The sequence below is a fragment of the Moritella sp. 24 genome (assembly GCF_018219155.1).
Lineage (GTDB): Bacteria > Pseudomonadota > Gammaproteobacteria > Enterobacterales > Moritellaceae > Moritella.
On record NZ_CP056123.1, the window covers coordinates 2,487,153 to 2,506,604 of the forward strand.

Here is a 19,452-nt window from a genome sequence, read left to right on the forward strand (position 1 = left end):
CCCTTAAAGTTGTTTCTGATAAACGCCTTCAGTACCACCTGCAAGCTGAAAACCCACTTTGAGCAAGTAATCTCGATGTTCCTGCGTCATCGGTTTCGCCATAAGCGTATTAACACCTATACGTTTGAGTGCATCTGGATGCGACTCATAGTAATAATTCGCTAACTTCAAATCACGGTATTCCGGTGTGACAAAATCCAGTAGCACTGACAACACACCTTGCTCATTATTATTGCCCACTAATACACCCGCGATGCTGTTATTTCTCAGCATATAAAACACCGTATTGGCCTCTTTAAGTTCATCTACAGATATATGCTGCTCAATGTCCATCTGATTTGTGGAAATGAAATGCTCAAAGTATTCAGAATCCACCGATGTAACAATTAGCTTAAACTGTTCGTCTGTCGAATAAATTTGCCATAAAAAGTAAACATTGATTCCCGCAATCCCCAGATTCATCAACATGGTCGGTAAAGAGCCAATAAAATAGGCAAACGCAGCAAACAAAAGACAACCAATGAAGTTAATCACCCTTAGCTTTATGATTGACGTCATTGTAAGAGAAACAAGCACGACTAGCGACGCGAGATAACCAAACCACTCTACCCAATCAAAATCCATTACAATGCCCTTATGTGTCTGTTTACCATAAAGGTAGCATTGAATTGACAGACTAAGTCATTAATCATAACCCCCTGCTCTAATGTGTAGGTGATGACCAGAATGTTTTAGCGCTGAAGCTTGCTTGAAATGATGTTTTAGGAGGAGTAGTTCGCTAGATTTCACCTAGCGAACTGTAATCTTGTTCTGAGCCTTAGATAATTAGTCACATATCATTTTTGTTTTAGCTAGAATTAACGCTGCTCTTGTTTTCGATTTTGCATACATAGCGTGATATTCATTGCTACTGGTTAACTCAATGTAAGCTTGGGTTAAATCAAGATCAGGCTCTTTGGCTTTAAGCATTTTTAGTGCTTCAGAATAGGGAGTAACGGATTGTTGTAGCTTTATAATGTCGTAACCTGTCTTCTTCATTAACCAAGTAGCAGACGCGCCAGCGCCATAGAAGTAACCCCAAGCAAACGTTTCTCTGAGCTTCATTTCATCATATGCCTCGGGCTCATCTTGATAAGCACTAACCATATAATTTGAAAAGAATGTAGGCGTATTAAACTTAGCATCATTTTTAAACAATTCTTTCTGCGTTAGTACGCCGATATAACGTGCTGTACCTTCTGCGCGTTCTTGCCATGAGCCCATTCTATTAACGTATTGCTGATTCGATTTATCATTTATTATTCTGTGGTGTTGCAGGGTGACATAATTTTTGAGTAATACTTCTGCCTGAGTGCGCGTTAGTGAGTCATCAGGCAGATCTTTGAACATCTCGGCTTGCAATAATTGAGTCGTTATTTCTAGTTCTGTAAGAGGATAGCGCTCATTGCACTTTTTATTCTTTGATGAAGAGCCGAAGAAATCTTGGATACCATTGCCATCATTCCATTTGCCCTGATATTGGTGAAAAGCTTCATGGGTTGCAAACGAAATTAAATAAGGTAATGCTTCACCGCTTTCAGTTGATGCGCCACTTTGCTGGTATTTGTGCAAGTAATAATCTTGCCCATCGCGCTTGTAGTTAAAAGTATAATATGCGCTACCAAGCGCACTATGGGCTTTTTTGACTGCCGCGGTATTGTTGTGTCGCTCAACTTTTAACAGGCCGCTGTCCTCAATATCGACTGTGTCACTGTGTTTAGCTTGGGAATTAAGCAGGTAAGCGCCTTTAATTTGTTTGCCACTTTCGGAATATTTAAGCAGATAAATCGGCATGTGGTGATAATTAAAGCCTGGCCATATTTTATCTTTGTTAAGCCAAATCATTGTTTTTCTAAACTGAGAGAAAGCAAGCTTGTCAGCGTCAGTCGTAATACCCTCAAACGCCACATCAATATTAGCTTTTGAAGTCGTAGAGTTATTTGAATCTTGGCATCCCATGACCAAACCACATGATAGCGTCATTAATGCTAGTGCTGTTTTCATTTTAAATCCCTTAAATTATGATGCGAAACATAATTTAATAGACGTCTAGGTAGCACTTAAGGTTCTATATCCATTGTAAGCGTTTGTATGAGGCGCTTTATATACGGTAATGAGATGTTTGTAATATGACAACCACCTACCTGAGAAAACACAGAGGTCATAACTCTTGATTACTGAATTGTTTTTATTGGATATTTTGAGGAATCGCTCAGAAAACGTCTCTTTGAATACGTCTTAAACATGTTAACGCATTCTGTTAGAATAATACGCTATTGATTAAAGAATACCGAGGCAGCATGTCCGAGTTTAAAGAATTTTCACTTTTAGAGTCAATTATTGACCGCGTTAGTCTTAAAGGCTATAAACAGCCTACTCCGATCCAAAAAGAATGTATTCCAGCGCTTATTAATGGGCATGATCTTCTTGGTATAGCGCAAACAGGAACAGGAAAAACTGCCGCCTTTTCATTGCCTATTATCAATAATTTTGGGCGAAATAAAATAGATATCAAGGCTAAGAGCACGCGTTCACTCATTCTCACGCCAACGAGAGAGCTTGCCTCGCAAATAATGCAAAACATTGATGACTACTCTGATGGTTTAGGTCTTAAAACTAAGGTTGTTTATGGTGGTGTAGGAAGACAAGCTCAAGTTGACTCTATCGCGCTTGGACTTGATATTTTAGTGGCTACTCCGGGAAGATTATTGGATTTAATTAAAACGGGCGATGTAAATTTTCAGGCGTTAGAAGTCTTTGTGTTAGACGAAGCAGATACAATGCTTGATATGGGGTTCTTCAAAGATGTTCAACGCATCATATCTAAACTGCCAAAGAACCGACAAACACTACTGTTTTCAGCTACTATGCCAGCTGAAATAGAAATACTTGCAAAAGCTATACTAACGGATCCAACAAAAGTTCAGATTAAGGCCGAAACGGTAACTATCGACTTGATTAACCAAAGTGTATACCACCTTGAAAAATCGAATAAAGTACCTTTGCTATTTGATATCCTGAAAGGATCTGATTATAAAAAAGTGCTCATCTTTTGTAAAACAAAGCCTGGTGCTGACATCATAGTTGAAGCGCTAGAAGAAGCATCAATCACAGCCGCAAGCCTCCACAGTGGTAAATCACAAGCAGCTAGAGAAGAAGCCTTACAAAGTTTTAAAGATGCTGATTTAAGCGTATTAGTCGCAACTGATGTCGCAGCGCGTGGCATTGATGTTGATAATATTACGTTAGTCATTAACTACAACCTACCTGAAGATCCAAGAAACTACATACACCGTATAGGACGAACAGCCCGTGCAGGGAAAAGTGGAATGGCCATTTCATTTGCTGTAGAAAACGATATAACGTTATTAAAGAGTATTGAAAAAAGCATTGGACAAGTCATTCCTGTTATTACAGAACAGCCTTTCCATAAAGAGTTTGCAGAAGCGCCTAAAAAAGCCAAGAAAAAGGTTAAAAAAAGAAATAGAAGGTAAGAATATCAAGTCTGAGTTGCGAGACTTAAAATATAAAAAACCGCTGTATCAACAGCGGTTTACGATTCAGTTATTGTATGAACAAAACCTTACCAATTTAAGGCAACAAGATAAATGCATGCCTATCATTTCGCTCTACCCACCAGCCCTCTCTATTAAGAATTACTGTCAGTGCGCTAGCGCATTTCGTTTGAGCACATTTTTATCGGACTAGATTTGCGGATAGACAACATGATGAATATTCAGCTGAATTTTATGTCACTAAGTTAACGTTTACTTAAGTGCAAGCCACTTATTTCTTATATATGTTAATAGAATCGCCCAAATAATTTTCATTTCCTAAAAAATATACGAAATGCGTATGTAAATCGCAATTCAAAGTGATAGTAAATCTAATGAATTAAATTCATCTACGTTGAATGTTAAAAACTCATTATTATTTATTATTGCTAAATCAAGACTATTTCAATAGCTTCGAATTGTTAAATACATGTGACAAACGCCTATTTTAACTAGCTTTGGAATAAAAACACCAATTTATATGCAATTAAAGTGAATGATTATTTATTAAGCTGCTGGTGGAGTTACACACCGCCATACACATTAGAAAAACTAATGCTTGATGTTATTTTTTATCATTATTGCATGGTTATTTAATACGCTACTATGTTCACCAGATGAGCAAATACATCACGAGTTAAACATAAATTATTAAATACAGATAGAGGCTAAAATGGCACACGCAGCGCACATAAATATGATCCCACAAGATTTAGCTTTAGACAAAAAAGCTTATGCTGTTTCTATCAAAGGACTGATTAAACACACTAAAGACATTTTCTTTAGTGAGAAGAAACAAACATCATTAGATATTCAATCAAGAGGTTTATCGCCGCATCTTCTACGTGATATCGGCATGATGTAATAATTGACATTAATCTTTAAAACGCCAGCATTTGCTGGCGTTTTTTGTTTCTAATATTAATAAGTATTCACCGCCAGAGAGTAGATTTTTACCTATTGTCGTATCGATAAAATAATTGACGAAGAATATGCTTATTAAACTGACCATTCTCGGTTTTGAAGAACCACACGATACCCATCTATATCTTCAAATGTTTTACCAACAACATCCCAGTAATCATTATATGAAGGAACAACCTTAAATCCTGCATCAATCATCTGTTTGCAGCTTTCCCCCCATGCTTCTGCTTCTGTGAAATAAAATACAAGAAGATTATCCTGAGTTGGTGCCCTTCCTACACTTACTCCCTCATGGTGAGTAAATTCAAAATGATAGTTATGCTTTTCATGGCCAATGATAGAACCATCAAAACCATTATGATCTTTAAAATCACCCAGCAACTTGAAACCTAAGCCAGTCACATACATATCTGTAATCGCTTCTAGATTATCCGTTGGCCTTGCGACTCTTAATATTGTGGATTTTGACATCATTTATCCTCCATGTAGCAGCTTTAGGTGTACTGGCATATAACGCCGCACTAAGCTGTGAGCAACGCTACCACAGAACCTAACCATACCGCCGTAAACACGAAATCCAACGATGGAACGAAAAATGCCAAGCGTTGGGAATCACTCTTAAATGCTTTGTTATGTACGTCTCACCGCAACCACAGAATAAGTATGCCAATGCTTCATTCTACCCAATGCAGTTTTAGCTTTTTCATCTCGTTCGTAGAACCTGACTATTTCAAATTCAGAGAACAAATCCTTTATCTCAGATTCGGATAAAGGTGTAGTTGGACTTCGATAATGTTGAGCCCAACTGTCCTTAATACCCATAAAGTCACCAGCAAATACACCACCGACTTCAATTGACGATTTAATGCTGCTCCAAGTCGCTTCAAATTGACTTGGGTCAGCAAAGAACAAACTTGAGTTTGCGATAACCACACCAGATTTTGGATAATCGAAAGATTCAAACGAAGACTCTGAAATTTCCACTAACGACTTTAGCCCAAATCTGTCTCGACAAATAGCAACAGAGTCTGGATTAATATCGAAGCCATGAACTCGAAAACCCTGTTGCTCTAGATACTGGATATCACTGCCTGTGCCACAGCCACAATCAGTGGCTACTTTTAGAGTTGATTCATTGAGTCGAATTGCAAATTCAGTACGCTTTGAATGTGGGCGAGATAGTGCCTTTTCGTAGTACTGACGCCAGATTTCAGTATTTTCATCCATAAATTTCTATTTCCGTAAAGTACATAACGCCCTAATAATGGGCAAAAAATTGTTGGTTTAAATGTTGAGAAACGAAAACAGCCAACTGTTTTTTGTTCTTATTAATTAGCTCGTTATAAATTTTATACGCGATCTGCTGGATGATTAACACCATCATACGTAGGAATGTTTTCTAGCTCTAGAGAGTTAACACCTTCTAAGCAAGCGACATTAAAACCATATTGATGTGGGTTTGAACGTCTTTGATGGTGAGTATAAATACCACATTTTGAGCAAAAGTAGTGTTTAGCCGTATGTGTATTGAATTGATACAAGCTTAATGAGTCTTCACCTTTAATTATTTTTATTCCATTAAAGGTACTGAGGCAGCAATTGCACCACGTCTACGACACATTGAACAATCACAACGACGAGGATCCATCAAACCATCAGGTAAAGACAATTCAAATTGCACAGCTCCGCAATGGCATGAAGCTTTGTGAATTGGTTGAATATCCATGTTTTATACTCCTGAATCCGAGAAAGGTATAACGCCCTTGTTAATGGGCAAAATATTGTTGGCTAAAATGTTGAGGAACGAAACACTACCAACTGTATTTTGTCCTGATTAAACAGCTTGTTATATGCTATGAATCACGAAAGCCTTTTTCAATAAGATTAATCACATCTGCAATAATAGAAGTGCCAATATTAAGTACTTTGGCATGACCTTTATGGCTTTGATCTACATCGTAGCCATTGGTTTCCAAAAAATCCCTGATTTCTTCAAAGATCCCCTTACTTCTACCAATAGATAGGTGATGTTTTCCAGATTTTCGAGCATTAACATAATAAGTAAGCTCTTTATCTTCGCTGAAAAATGTTGGCCCAGAATTTCTAGAACTTGAACGTAATGGCTTATCTAGTAGGTCTGATACTTCGCCTAATAAGATATGATCTGACTTTTGTCTTGCTTCTGTTTCTTTCTTAATGACGTTCTTAGTATATGAGTCTTCACTTTCTTCAATTTGAATAGGTTTGGCGCCAATTAATGACATAATTGGTTGCATCCTCTCAACAAGAGTATCTTCTTTGTCCAAGAACCATTCTCCCTCCACTCTACTTTCTTCCATAAAAGAATGAAGTGCAGACTCAACTGCGCGGGCGTCGCTATGTTCCCAAGCTGCAACACATTGTGCTTTTATTGGTGATTTGGTGTTACTAATTTGCTGAAGTCGAGACGTTAATGTGGCTTTTCCTGAACCCGTAATACCCACTTTTTTATAAGGAATATCGACGTGACCACCGATATCAATATGTCTCATTATATAAATAATAGAATGCATAAAACTCAAATTTCTCCGAAATCAACCAATAGCCAACTGTTGACGTTCCGTTTAAAGCGCTTGTTATGTGCATTAAAAACAAAGTGAATGACTGATTGTTTTTCTTATTCTTTGTAAATCAAATTCAACTTGTTTAAAGAGTAGCTCCATAGAGTCTTTAGTATCGATTACCAATTTGTTTCTAGCTGGAAACTGCGCATCGTGAACATTATGAAAATTTTGAACATCACTATGGGCTTGACCATGGGCTTTATATCCATCTTTTCCTAATTTTACCAATGAGTCCAAAGCTAAATCGTACCAAATGCTATATTTAGTAATTAACTCTTCACTGACATAAATTTTATTCAGTTCAATTATCCCCCTACACTTCATAAAGTAAGTAAACGATTCCTCAATTCCATCTTCTGTTTCTGAAAGTGGATGCTCATTTATGTATTTATAGTAAGAGTTTTTTAATTCTAATAACTCTCCATATACAGAAACTCTTTTATCAAAAATCATTTCGTAGGTAGACTTTGATACTTGATAATGATGCTCTTTATTTTGCATATTTTTTTGTAATTCAGCATCTAATCTATTTAATATTAACTTGTTTTCATCTTTTACTTTTTGTAACTCTAAATTCAATTCACTTTTTTCTTTTTCAATTATTCTCGAAGCTGAAACCTTTCCTAGCCAAGAAGATAAAGCGATAACTACAGCTCCACTACCACCTAAAATTGGCAGTAAATTATCAAGTATATATTGAGACATTAATTTCCTTAATTATAGAGAAATAAACTCTATGCAAAATGAATAGGCACATAACGCCGCATTAAGCGGACTAAAATAGTGGGTTGAAATGTGTAGCGAAGCGAAACGTAACCCACTGTTTTAGTTTCGTTTAAATGCCTTGTTATGCAAAATATTAGATGCGCATAATTTGCAACTAGTATAATATTTGCTAAACCAATATTACAACATCCATTTATTAAGGAGTCACATGTCGAAACCAGGTATTGATAGAGCATCTCAGCAAGCACTTCAGCAATTTCTAAAAGCAGCAACACACAAGCAAGCCGCCAATGGAGATGCATTTATTGACAACGTGCAAGTGCACTTTGAGGCTACAGGAGCAAATATCAGAGCAGTTACCGAATTGCATATTTGCCTAACTACCACAGAGTACGGAAAAATATCTTGCTATGAAGTTCAAGCTGAAAATCTCACATCAGATTATTGTCATGTGGATTTTGATGCAGGATGGAATAATACTACATACAAATTTAATAGTAATACCTTGGTAATAAGTGGTAGTTCACCTCGATTCAGCACGTACACTTGCACCCTAACTCTCTGGGATTAAATAAAAGCGTACTCATTAATACGTGGGTGCGCATTTAGCATAACAGTTTGTTATACGGAATTCCGTATAACGTGAATCCTATTTTAATTTAACAATATCAAATTTACCTTATATTACAAGTGGGTATATACAAACACCTGTAATCTATCAAATAAAATAAAAACGTAAACAAGAAATTTATTTACTTGGGTCCATGTAAATAGATGTATGAAAAAATAAATGGTTATATTTCATATATATACTTTCTAATGACATTTGAAACAAAGACTTTTTGGCAGTATAAGTAATCAATATTTCGTGAAACAAGATAAAGCCAATTATACCTGTATATAAAGCAGGTTTACGATTGAACAACAAAATTTATCTATTAACAAAATATATGGTAAATTAATGTGAAGATATTGAGTATGAGCAACTGCCCCAACACAATTAGGGGCTGTTTCAAGTTAGCCACACTGGTATCAAAAAACAAAAAAGCGCCCTCAAGGCGCTTTCATCAATAATTATTACCAACCAACATTAATCACTAGTACGATAACTTTCCAATTCAGTACTCATGCTTACACCTTGCAATTTCAACTGGTTTACACGTTGTAAATACGCGGCACCTTTTAGCATGTGCAAGGCAACATCAACTGCGCCACGACGGGTGTAATCTTCAAGGTACGATCCTTTAACCCAGCTGTTAAATGCACCTAAACTTGGGCCAGCCCAAATCTGGTAATCCATTTCACGTCCCTTCTCGCCCGTGTTTGACCAGCGTGAAGACAGACCGAGATACCAACGGAAGATTAGCGCCATTTTACGCTTAGGACTACTTTGCGCACGCGCTAGCATTTCTGGATCACGTTCGGTAAAGAATGCAATCGTGCCAGCCCAAATCTCATCAAGGTTTGAACGGAAGATCTGTTTTTCAATCTTCTCACGTTCTTCAGCTGGAATGTCTTCAATTGAGTCATACGCAACATACAGGTCATAGAGTTTCTTCGCACGCATAGCGAACATAGAACCACGTTTTAATACCTGTAGCTTCACGCCCATTTCGAACATATCTGCCGCTGGTGCCATAGTCACATCGGCCATTTCAACGGTAGATAACAACTTACGGGTATATTCAGATGCGCCCGCTTCAACACAAGCCTGATTAACAGAACCCAGAACGATATAAGCAGCGCCCATGTTAAATGCAGCGAGTGCTGCTTCAGGCGTTCCGACACCACCACCAGCACCAACACGTAATGCTGGAGAGAAGTTATACTTCGCTTGCACTTCATCACGCAGGCCAATAATGGTTGGTAACAAGGTTAAAAATGGACGGTTGTCAGTATGACCACCAGAATCCGCTTCCGCAGTAATATCATCAGCCATTGGCACTAACAATGCTAATGCAGCTTGTTCAGCAGTGATCTTGCCTTGCGCTAATAACTTATCGAGTAACTTCTGCGGTGCAGGTTCCATGAAGCGACGACCAACTTCAGTACGCGATACCTTAGCAATAACCTTGTTACCTATGTTAACCGTACCGTCCGTATTTTTAGTTAGACCCGCAACACGATACCAAACAATGTGCTCAGTTAAACCAAGGTAAGCCGATGCCTCTACCGTTTTAACACCCAGTTTAAGAAAACGTTCAACCGCACCACGCTCTAGTGCTTCTTCTGCTGGCGCATGAATAAGGTTAACCGCATAAGGACCATTTGGCAGTTCTGCTTGAATACGACGAATGGCATCTTCTACCGCATCAGGCACTAAACCTGCCGCACCGAAAGAACATAACAGCCCCGCTTTACCTAACGCAACGACAAGCTCAACCGATGCAATACCGTTAGCCATTGCGCCACCATGGTAGGCATATTTAACCCCATGTTGTTTTTTATAGGCGTCATCACCCAAATCTTCAGGGGTCAACTTTTGAGCAAATGCTAATACATCAACATCGATATTATTGCTGATAGCACCCGCTACTGACGTATGGTTCGCTATACCCGTTACGCCCGCATTACTTGCCACATAAATTGGTTTTGCTAAGTCCATTAACGCAGCTTTAATTTCTGTATCTTGCGTATGTACTGATGCTGGATCTACTTTCCAAGCCCAATTGATCGTATTGTTATTGTTTAAACCTAAACTCGACATACTTCATTCCTATTTTTGCAGTTGCTGAATTCTTTATTTACATATAACCAAATAACTCAATTCAACAACTCGACTATTACGTTCAAGGCAATCCAGCGTGGACTGCCCAGTCGCTCTAATATCCGCTACGCTTCAACAATACTCAGTACGATGTTCTTCACTTCATAAATACGCAAGCCATCTTTAGATAGATTCGCATCACCGACTATGCGCACTTCACCAGCTTCATTCACGATCTCGGTGATATGAACATCCAGTGACATCTGTTTATTCAGCGGTGTAATTTGACCACGGTATTTCCAATCAACTTGCGTCATTGGAGCAATGAAACGCGGATTAGCAAATTTAGCGCCTAAATCATTTTTCAACGCATACGTTTGCATTAACTCAATGATGGCTTCAACGCCTAATGAACCCGGCATAACAGGATCTTGGTGGAAGTGATAACGGAAGAACCAATCATCAGCATCAATCGTACGTTCACCATAAACATAAGCTACACCCGCTTTACCACCGCCTTCAACGACTGACACAGTATCGATAAAGTTCATCTGGCCGCCAGCCAATTTATAGTGCGGTTTATCTGCAGGTGCTTTATACAGAGCTAATGACTGATTAGTTAAATCAAACACATCAATATTCGCTGCAGGGGTATTGTTATCAACAAACCAAGCATTAGTGGTTTTACCGTTATCAATACCCAGTTGGTTAGTTAGAGACTCGCCACTGAAGTAACCAAACACCGCTTTACCGGTATAAAATAGTTCGCCATCAACAGACATATCAAACGTGAAACTTTGGATGATCGCGCCACCAGCAATAGCCGTGCTAACAAGTACTGATTTGTTCACAATCGTCTTGCCACGTAAATCGAACTGTTTTAATAACGTGCCGCTACCATCAAGGTTACGGAAGAACAGATCTTTTTCAGGGTATTTAAGCGTGGTGCCCATATAACCAGAAATGAAGCCGTTTGGTTGCAGTGCAATTTCCATGATTAATGAATATGGCATCCAGTTTTCATGGCTGTTTTTCGTGAAGTACCAAGCATCTTCCGGCACATAATATTCAGCTACACAGCTTGACGGTTTTTTCAGGTCAAGACGTTCGCCCTGCACTTCAACAACCTGAGTCACTACTTGTAAATCACCACAAGGTGTACGCGGTGGAATTCGGCCTTCATACACATCAAAGTCAGGACCGAAACAGTTAGAGATATTGCCAGTCGCAAATTCAAACATATGCCAAGGTGTAAATGGCGCTTGATTCGGCACGCGATGATGACCAGCAACAGCAGGAGCTTCGAAATGCTGAATAGGTGTTACCCCTTTCGTTTTCGGTGCAGACAAATCTGATTGCACGCGCATTAAAGGACGCTCAGGGTATTTGAATGGCTCAACACCACGTTCATCTAAGTTTGTTTCGTTAACGCTTGCTACCACAGGCGCAACTGATTGCTCAATTGATTGAGTAACGACCGCATCCGTTAACGCTTTAAGTACCACATTATCAGGCAGTGTTACTGGGTATGGTGAGTTATCATCTTGTTCCGTGATCATCACACTTAGGTTTTTGAAATCAACCACTGCTTTTCCATCAAGGATAATCTCAATGTTTGCTTTCATATACGGGTATGGTTCCATGCCCATCGCCGTGACTTCCATGCGATAAGTCAGGGTATTATGCTGTGGCAATACCTGACCACGACAACGTACTGTTTGAGATTCACCTGGCAACGGTTGGAAACGAGCATTATCAACATTGCTGTGCATGCCCAGTGATAACATGTAGAACATTGCCATCTGACCACAACCTTCAGACATCAACGAGCCTGCCATCACTTGGTCTCCTTTAAAGTGACAAGGGAAATACCAATGCTCAGGATCTAAGTCCTTCTGACCTTCTAATAGCCCAAGCCCCCAGTGACCACCCGTTGGATCTATTTTGGTAATACGCTCAATCATTAAGAATTTTTCTGATGAGAATTTCAATGATGGATTACGCCCACTTTGATCGTATTGCGGACCAAAACAACCCGCTACGTCGCCGTTAACCAACTTCATCATGTCGTTATAATCATATTGACCACGATTATGTTGCAATAACGGTGTAAACGATGACTTCACTGCATTAGCAAATTCAGCTTTATCTTTGTCATTGTGGATCACGCCTTTGCCGTCAGAAAGCTCTTCGTCAGTAAAGAAGCCCGCACAACCATTACGCATGATCAGTACTTTCTTATCACCCACATAGCAATCGTAGTGGAAGAAGAATAATAGCTGTTCACCGTTACGGGCATAAGAATCAATGTGGATCTCGTAACGTAGCGTTTCACCACCGAAAGCCATTTCTTCAAGGAAAGTTAATTCACAATCAAGTAAGCGGTAAACACGTTCACCCTTAGCTTGGAAGTCGATACCGATATAAGAGATCAACATCAAGTCACATTGACCAGATTCAACAGCAACAGACCAAGGGATCTGACCATCGATTAAGAACGGTGCATCCACAGGAATATCGTATTCTGTGCACATGTATGATTTTTTGTATTCATTAACTTTAGCGTCTAGCTCTGTCACGCGTGTTACTAATAAGTAATCCGTGGTTGGTAGGCGTACACGTCGAGAATAACCATCAATAATATTATATTCAGCACCAAATACTTGACCAATATCACCTTCGGCAAATTCAACTAAGTCTGCTTGATCATAAATAATATTTTCAGGCTTGTTATAGCGTTCAACCAACTGTAATGGTGGATAGTTATAACCAACGGGTCCTTTGATTTGGAAACCAGCTTGTGTTGCTTCAGCTTGAACCTGCGCTTCTACACTTGTCAGATTAGCAGCTACAACTGGATTTTTTGAAGCAAGAGTAGACACAACCGTCAATGGCGACGCTGCTTGAATAACGGGACTGACAACCTTGTTTTGAACAGCCGTTGTAGCAGACAGTTTAGATTGTAATTCGACAAGTTGTGAGAGGTTTTTCTGTGCGGCTAAGCGACTTTGCAAGAAGGCTTTGTGCGTAGACGCTTGCTGATAAATTTCGTTACTGGCTTTGCTTTTCACTGTCACTCCAACAGCGCTTTGAGCCTGTATAGGCTGCGCTGAATGTTGATGTTGAGAAAGGGGTGAACTTACAGCTTCTGCTGTAACTTGAATTGGGCTTATTTTGTTGCTTGAATGAGCGCTAATACCTTGTGGTTTTAGATTATCCATCACTACAGGCTGGTTAACTTTGGTTAACGTTTTACCCGCAAACTGCGCTTTAATCGCATTCAAAGATGAGCTGGCAGTGTTAACAATTGCATTGCTAATTAACTGACCACCAAGTTTGATCGTTTTGACTAACTGTGGACGAACTTTACCAATTGGCGCTGGTGCAGCTTGATGACTTTGCTCTGAACTCGACAAGATAAGATGTGCACAGCTGTTATCACGACCAAGACCGTTAATAGCAATGTGTTCTTTCGCCTGGTGGCCACTGCTATGTTGTTGATCTTGACTCGCGTTCTGATCTAATAGCAAGGCGGTTTTAATAATACTGGCGATACCAGAGGCATTAAATGTATGACCAATATTAGATTTAACTGAACTGATTTGACTGTTTGGATACAATTGTGAAAATGCCGTTTTTTCAGCACTATTTTCGGCACTAAAACCACTGGCGTGCGCTTCTACATTCGTTACATCTACAGCACTGATACCCGCTAACGTCAGCGCTTTATCTGCCGCAATCGTAATCGCTTTAGTATCACTACCTGATGCGAAGCTAACAGCATCAATACTGGCATAAACTTGTTGTGATGCCACTTGTGATTGCGGTTTAACAACAATCGCAGCTGCGCCTTCACCCACCAGCCATTGCTGTGCATCAAGTACATTATTATTTACTGAGCCATTTTCACTTACCGGACCCTTTTCGTTAACTGGGCCACATTCACTTACCGGTCCATAGTGCTGACGTAAGGTAATGTTTTCAATTGAACCCGCTAAATCAACAGCAGCAATAATAACCGCTTCAACATCACTGGTTTGAAATAAGTTTTCAGCTAATTCAACGCAGCGATAAACTGAATTTTCTTCCGCAGACACGGTAATTGCAGGGCCTGAAAAATCCCATAACGCTGAAATACGTGACGCCATAATGTTACCAATGAAGCTGGTATACTGATTTAACTGCGCAGCAGAAGCGACACCATCTTTGGCAATATTCGTCAGTTCTTCACGCTGATCGGCCGTTAAGCTAATGCCTTGTTGTAATAAGCTGTCTTCGATTTGTGTTGTCAAATTAACACGGCCACGATACTGATGTAACTCCAGTTCCATGCCCATTGCGACTAATACCGCAACATTACGACCTTCAACTAGACCTGCATCTTTAGCTGCATTGTCAGCCACTTGCATCATCATGAGTTGTTGTGGGATCAGGCAATCTTTTTCATTTGGTGGTACTTTGAAGCGTAAGAAATCTATATCTAACTGTTCAACATAACCACCCTTAGGTGCTTTGCTTAACTGTAGCGATTGCATGACGTTGGCATTACTTTCCATGCCTTTCCAGCGTTGTTCTGGTAATTCACGGAAGGTATTTTGATTATTATTTAATAGTGTTTTGAACTGTGCTAAGTTACTGGCACTACCAAAGTGACTGTCCATACCGATAATCGCCAATGGCTCTCGGGGTTTGGCTTCACTAAAGTGAGATTCAAGCTGCTGTGTTGGTTGCTGTAATACTAAATGGGCGTTACTGCCACCAAAACCGAATACACTGACACCAGCGGTACGCGGTTTATCTACCTTTGCACCCGGTGTCGTCGGCCAAGGCACAGTACTCGTCGGCATCTGCTCGCCAGTAAAGTAGCCATTTTTAGACTGCAGTGGTTCTTTTAAATTAATCGTTGCAGGAATAAGACCTTTACCTAGTGCTAACATAGCTTTGGTCATACCCGGCATACCAGCAGCTGTTAACAGATGTCCGAGGTTAGATTTAACCGAACCCAGCAAAGGTTTGTTGTTTACGCGACTAAAGAAAGTTTCCATCGAACGCAGCTCAACATTATCACCTTTAGGCGTACCCGTAGCGTGACACTCGATATAATCAACAGCCGCAGGATCTACATCTGCATCTTCATAAGCGCGTTCGTAAACTAATACTTGTCCCTTGGTATTTGGGCTTAATACAAATTCACCCTTACCATCATTTGATAATGCACCGCCTTTAATAATGGCGTAAATATTATCACCATCACGTACGGCATCACTGTGGCGTTTTAATACCATCATGCCCGCGCCTTCACCAGCAAATAAGCCTTGTGAATCTTGGTCAAATGGGGCGTGAACATTGTTAGCTGGATACGCTTGGAAAATCGAGAATCCCATATTAACGAACATAGGATCTGATGCTGATACCGCCCCCGCTAACATCATGTCAGCTTTGCCAGTATGGAGATAATCACAGGCTAATTTAACGCTATAACAAGATGATGCACAGGCAGCATCCAGTGCAAAGTGTGAACCACCTAGACCCGCAGATTGCGCGATCAAAGCAGCTGGATACCCTGCTACTAAGGCATTATCAGCGTGAGTTTGTTTCGGTGCTGTATAATGGGTTAACTGAAAGTCTGGATGTAATACTGACTTTAATGCGTTATCAACAACTTGATGATATAACGGCATAAACAGCTGATTCGACGACTTGGTTGGAAACGATAGATTACCTAAAATAACACCACAATTATCCAGCGCATCACTGCCCCAATAACCTGCATCTGTCAGCGCTTGCTTCGTTACATAAAGCCCCCACTGATTGAGATCATCGAGTTCTGTTAAGTAGCTACTATCAAGTTGATAACCAGAAGCATCAAAATTGAAATCGCTGATATAACCGCCGTGAACACAATAAAATTTATCCGTGTCGCCTTTTTCAGCGGTATATTTAGCAGGGTCAACACCCATCTGAACAGCTGTCGCTTTACTGCGACAATCTTGTTGTTCAAGCAACTGCTGCCAAAATTGGTCCGGTGCTTGTGAGCCCGGAAACAGATTAGCAATACCTACTACTGCAATATTTTCCATAATTTCTCTCTATTAAATCCATATTCAATTGACGAAGCACACTCCGTCTGGATTATTTATATGAACAATCTATCTGTTGTAAATTATTTGCTCGCTTTCGCGTAGCCTGCTTGGACCAAAATCGAACCATTAAACAGGCTATCTAAATTTAAATTCACACCATGGCTCGTTAATTTAGCGATGGCGCGAATATAAGTCAGTTCATCGCTAGTGCCTTTGGCATTCACGGGTACGGAAACATGGCGATTGTCTTGTTGTTCGTTATTTTTATGCTTGTCAGACAATAGAATCTTATCTACCCAGCTACACAATGAGCGTCCAGGGCCCATTTCAATGAATACTCGCGCACCTTTATCATGCAAGGTATTCACTAAACGTGGGAAATCCACCACATCACACAAGCATTTAGCAATACTGTGTGAAATCGCTTTGCTGCGTTGCGGAATAGGTAAATAACATGAACTTGAGTACATTTTTGTTTTAATACGGTCAGTGACATCCATATGATATAACTCAACCATGTGGTCATATTCGGCATAAGCTGGGGCACTGTGGATCGCGTTGGCCATATTTAATGCCATCGCGCGCTTGCCTAACTTTTTGATCACACGCTGGCAAGCTTCTGGATAACCCGCCAGTAATAAACTATCTGGCGTATTGATGATGGTGCAGTACACACGATCTTCATCTGCGGCTGCTATTTCTACCTGTTCAATAGTCGCCTTGATGGTATAGGTTTCCCAAATCTGCTCAAACGTACCATTGGCAACATCATCCATGCCCCAATGCTGACGCAGAGTTCTTAATTCGCCGCAAAGTTGATGATTAAAGGTATTTGATTGCGCCAAGCGCGCGCTCATCAGTCCCGGTTGCTGCCAGCACCCTAGTGCTGCATACATACTCACTTCACCCATGCTATAACCCGTGGCAAAGTCTGCTTTAACCGCAAATACTTCTTCAAATACCTTGGTAAACACACAAGCAAAACCAACACCTGCTTCAGCAATATTGGCTAGGTTGCCGCGAAGATCCAGATCCAGTTGCTTTAGTTCTTTGAAACTATGGCGAGCAATGCTACGCGGATTAAGTAAGGTATCTTTCAGGCTGGCACCGATGTCATCAGCTAAATCGGCAACGGGCTGATAAATCTGTGGGAATAAATGAAACAGGTCACGGCCTAAACCAACATAAGTAGCACCAATACCTGGGTACATAAAGGTCACGCCATTCTGTGTGCTGTTATCAAACTCGTTATTTGCAGATTCTTTATTAGCCGGCTGCGCTGTGAAATAGCTGCCTTTAGGGGTTTTCCATTCATTGGTATCTTCATTAAACACACTGCTGATACCAGCAAACGCCTGCGTAATCTCTTTGCTTAACTCTTCAGCTGTTTCGGCAATAAGTACCGCGCTATATAGCTTGTCAGCATCAGTGCGGGCATAACAATCTGCGGCAATCTGCTTAATTTCGGTAATACTTAGTTGCCCAGCAATAGTCTCTAATTCACTGCGTAATTGCGCTTCGCTATTACCTTGAATAATAACCAGTGCTAACTCGCTCGATGCAAAATAACCATTACTGCGCACATCATTTGATGAATGGCTTTGAACAGTACTTTGAACCTGCTTATCTTGTAAAAAATTGTCTTCTAAGACATGTTCTTGTAACACGATGTGACAATAGCCATGTCCTGATGACGGTTCTGATGAAGAGTGAATAACGCAACTATAAGCAGCAACATGCGCGCTACCATCTACATGCGGAAACCAAGGTCTAGCATCAACAGGCATATAAAATGACGAAGCCTGCCACTGTAACATTTGTGTGCTGTGGGGCTGCTGCCAATCTTTAATCGCAGGAATGTAACGTTGATGTAAGCTAATGACACATTTTAATAAGCCAGCAACCTGCGAGAAACACCCACCATCACCAGTCACACTGCGTGCGCAACTTAATGCTGTATGTAAAGTTTGCGTATGGTTATAAGCAGACATTAAACCCTGACTTTCAGATAACGCCAATTCCGCTTTAGAATCTGCCGAGACTTCTAATAAACCAACCTGCTCTGCGCTAATTCCTGCTTGCTGTAATGCTGTATTTGCAGTCGAGCTAATCGTTTTTATATTAAGCACAGAGCTTTCAGCACTCAGTTCTGTGTTTTCACTACTTAGCTGAGAGTTCACATTGGACTGGGCAAAACCTTTAATATTGGCATATACATAACATTGATGCGCACTAGCAAAAGCGGTTGATGAGATAAGTAAACTGGCGATACCAGTTACGCTGACATAACCACTAAAGGTTTCATCAAAGCTGATGGTTGCCGCAGGGGTCTCTGCAGGATCAGTATCTGTACTTGCCGAATTATTGGCATTATTAATACCGATAACAGCGACAGCACAATCTTGGTTATTTGCCAAATCTGTAGCTTGCTTTAGTGCTTGGCCTAGGTCTGTAATTAGTTCACAGCTTGCACACTGCTGAGTGACTTGTTCTGCCATTTGTTTTACGAGTAACGCATTATCACTGCTGCTGTCAGCCATTAGCAATACAGCTATATCAGCTATATCTAACTGATTAGTTTGTGCCAATAGCGCCACCGAGTTTAAAACGGTCTCCGTTGTACAGTTTAATACTGTCTCTGGTGTACAATCTAACTTATCAATAGTGCCTACATTAGTGCCTTGATAAAAAGCACGTTCAACACGGTCAATATTGTCTTGTCCGCTAAAGTTAGCATCCATACCAATAACAGCTAATTCCGTCATATTCTCTTTAATATCCTATTTGGAATAGTAATAGCTAAAAGCGCTGGTGCC

12 protein-coding genes and 1 pseudogene are annotated in these 19,452 nt (G+C 40.2%); 3 read left to right on the top strand and 10 right to left on the bottom strand.

Translation table 11 applies throughout. The features are described from left to right. Positions 1-3: 3 nt before the first annotated feature. Together HWV00_RS11100 and HWV00_RS11105 are read right to left on the bottom strand one after the other, a co-directional pair. On the bottom strand, positions 4-624 hold the full coding sequence (locus tag HWV00_RS11100; RefSeq protein ID WP_211681181.1) for a hypothetical protein: 621 nt from the start codon (positions 622-624) through the stop codon (positions 4-6). 201 nt (positions 625-825) lie between these two features. Beyond that, positions 826-2,043 carry a hypothetical protein gene (locus HWV00_RS11105; RefSeq protein ID WP_211681183.1) on the bottom strand — a complete coding sequence of 406 codons (1,218 nt, stop codon included), beginning with the start codon at positions 2,041-2,043 and terminating at the stop codon, positions 826-828. A 296-nt stretch (positions 2,044-2,339) separates the two neighbouring features. Between HWV00_RS11105 and HWV00_RS11110 the strand changes: the two genes are divergently transcribed. Both HWV00_RS11110 and HWV00_RS11115 read left to right on the top strand, forming a co-directional pair. Next, positions 2,340-3,533: a DEAD/DEAH box helicase gene (locus tag HWV00_RS11110; RefSeq protein WP_211681185.1), complete on the top strand. Its 1,194-nt coding sequence runs from the start codon at positions 2,340-2,342 to the stop codon at positions 3,531-3,533. A gap of 733 nt (positions 3,534-4,266) precedes the next feature. Next, positions 4,267-4,458, top strand: a complete 192-nt coding sequence (locus HWV00_RS11115; protein ID WP_211681187.1) for a hypothetical protein — start codon at positions 4,267-4,269, stop codon at positions 4,456-4,458. 134 nt (positions 4,459-4,592) lie between these two features. Here HWV00_RS11115 and HWV00_RS11120 read toward each other — a convergent pair whose 3' ends face one another. The 5 genes and pseudogenes from HWV00_RS11120 to HWV00_RS11140 form a co-directional block, all read right to left on the bottom strand. Continuing rightward, entirely contained in the window at positions 4,593-4,991 is a 399-nt protein-coding gene (locus HWV00_RS11120) for a VOC family protein (RefSeq protein ID WP_211681189.1), read from the bottom strand. A gap of 156 nt (positions 4,992-5,147) precedes the next feature. Next, a complete protein-coding gene (locus HWV00_RS11125; RefSeq protein ID WP_211681191.1) occupies positions 5,148-5,744 on the bottom strand; it encodes a bifunctional 2-polyprenyl-6-hydroxyphenol methylase/3-demethylubiquinol 3-O-methyltransferase UbiG in 597 nt (198 codons plus the stop codon). 122 nt (positions 5,745-5,866) lie between these two features. Further along, positions 5,867-6,243 (bottom strand): annotated as a pseudogene (locus HWV00_RS11130) (GFA family protein). Positions 6,244-6,370: 127 nt separating this feature from the next. Further along, the gene (locus HWV00_RS11135) at positions 6,371-7,069 is read right to left on the bottom strand and encodes a GIY-YIG nuclease family protein (protein ID WP_211681193.1); all 699 of its coding nucleotides are present in this window, start codon (positions 7,067-7,069) and stop codon (positions 6,371-6,373) included. A gap of 72 nt (positions 7,070-7,141) precedes the next feature. Beyond that, positions 7,142-7,825 carry a hypothetical protein gene (locus HWV00_RS11140; RefSeq protein ID WP_211681195.1) on the bottom strand — a complete coding sequence of 228 codons (684 nt, stop codon included), beginning with the start codon at positions 7,823-7,825 and terminating at the stop codon, positions 7,142-7,144. A 229-nt stretch (positions 7,826-8,054) separates the two neighbouring features. Between HWV00_RS11140 and HWV00_RS11145 the strand changes: the two genes are divergently transcribed. After that, positions 8,055-8,417: a hypothetical protein gene (locus HWV00_RS11145; RefSeq protein WP_211681197.1), complete on the top strand. Its 363-nt coding sequence runs from the start codon at positions 8,055-8,057 to the stop codon at positions 8,415-8,417. A 519-nt stretch (positions 8,418-8,936) separates the two neighbouring features. Here HWV00_RS11145 and HWV00_RS11150 read toward each other — a convergent pair. The 3 genes from HWV00_RS11150 to HWV00_RS11160 form a co-directional block, all read right to left on the bottom strand. Continuing rightward, positions 8,937-10,553, bottom strand: coding sequence for a PfaD family polyunsaturated fatty acid/polyketide biosynthesis protein (locus tag HWV00_RS11150; protein WP_211681199.1), 1,617 nt, complete (start codon positions 10,551-10,553; stop codon positions 8,937-8,939). Between the two features lie 125 nt (positions 10,554-10,678). Then, the gene (locus HWV00_RS11155) at positions 10,679-16,633 is read right to left on the bottom strand and encodes a beta-ketoacyl synthase N-terminal-like domain-containing protein (protein WP_211681201.1); all 5,955 of its coding nucleotides are present in this window, start codon (positions 16,631-16,633) and stop codon (positions 10,679-10,681) included. Between the two features lie 83 nt (positions 16,634-16,716). Beyond that, on the bottom strand, positions 16,717-19,401 hold the full coding sequence (locus tag HWV00_RS11160; protein ID WP_211681204.1) for a PfaB family protein: 2,685 nt from the start codon (positions 19,399-19,401) through the stop codon (positions 16,717-16,719). Positions 19,402-19,452: the final 51 nt, after the last annotated feature.

Coding starts and splice junctions, on each gene's coding strand:
- HWV00_RS11110 (WP_211681185.1), top strand. CDS start 2,340: ATGTCCGAGTTTAAAGAATTTTCACTTTTAGAGTCAATTATTGACCGC.
- HWV00_RS11100 (WP_211681181.1), bottom strand. CDS start 624: ATGGATTTTGATTGGGTAGAGTGGTTTGGTTATCTCGCGTCGCTAGTC.
- HWV00_RS11160 (WP_211681204.1), bottom strand. CDS start 19,401: ATGACGGAATTAGCTGTTATTGGTATGGATGCTAACTTTAGCGGACAA.
- HWV00_RS11155 (WP_211681201.1), bottom strand. CDS start 16,633: ATGGAAAATATTGCAGTAGTAGGTATTGCTAATCTGTTTCCGGGCTCA.
- HWV00_RS11105 (WP_211681183.1), bottom strand. CDS start 2,043: ATGAAAACAGCACTAGCATTAATGACGCTATCATGTGGTTTGGTCATG.
- HWV00_RS11145 (WP_211681197.1), top strand. CDS start 8,055: ATGTCGAAACCAGGTATTGATAGAGCATCTCAGCAAGCACTTCAGCAA.
- HWV00_RS11125 (WP_211681191.1), bottom strand. CDS start 5,744: ATGGATGAAAATACTGAAATCTGGCGTCAGTACTACGAAAAGGCACTA.
- HWV00_RS11135 (WP_211681193.1), bottom strand. CDS start 7,069: ATGCATTCTATTATTTATATAATGAGACATATTGATATCGGTGGTCAC.
- HWV00_RS11150 (WP_211681199.1), bottom strand. CDS start 10,553: ATGTCGAGTTTAGGTTTAAACAATAACAATACGATCAATTGGGCTTGG.
- HWV00_RS11115 (WP_211681187.1), top strand. CDS start 4,267: ATGGCACACGCAGCGCACATAAATATGATCCCACAAGATTTAGCTTTA.
- HWV00_RS11120 (WP_211681189.1), bottom strand. CDS start 4,991: ATGATGTCAAAATCCACAATATTAAGAGTCGCAAGGCCAACGGATAAT.
- HWV00_RS11140 (WP_211681195.1), bottom strand. CDS start 7,825: ATGTCTCAATATATACTTGATAATTTACTGCCAATTTTAGGTGGTAGT.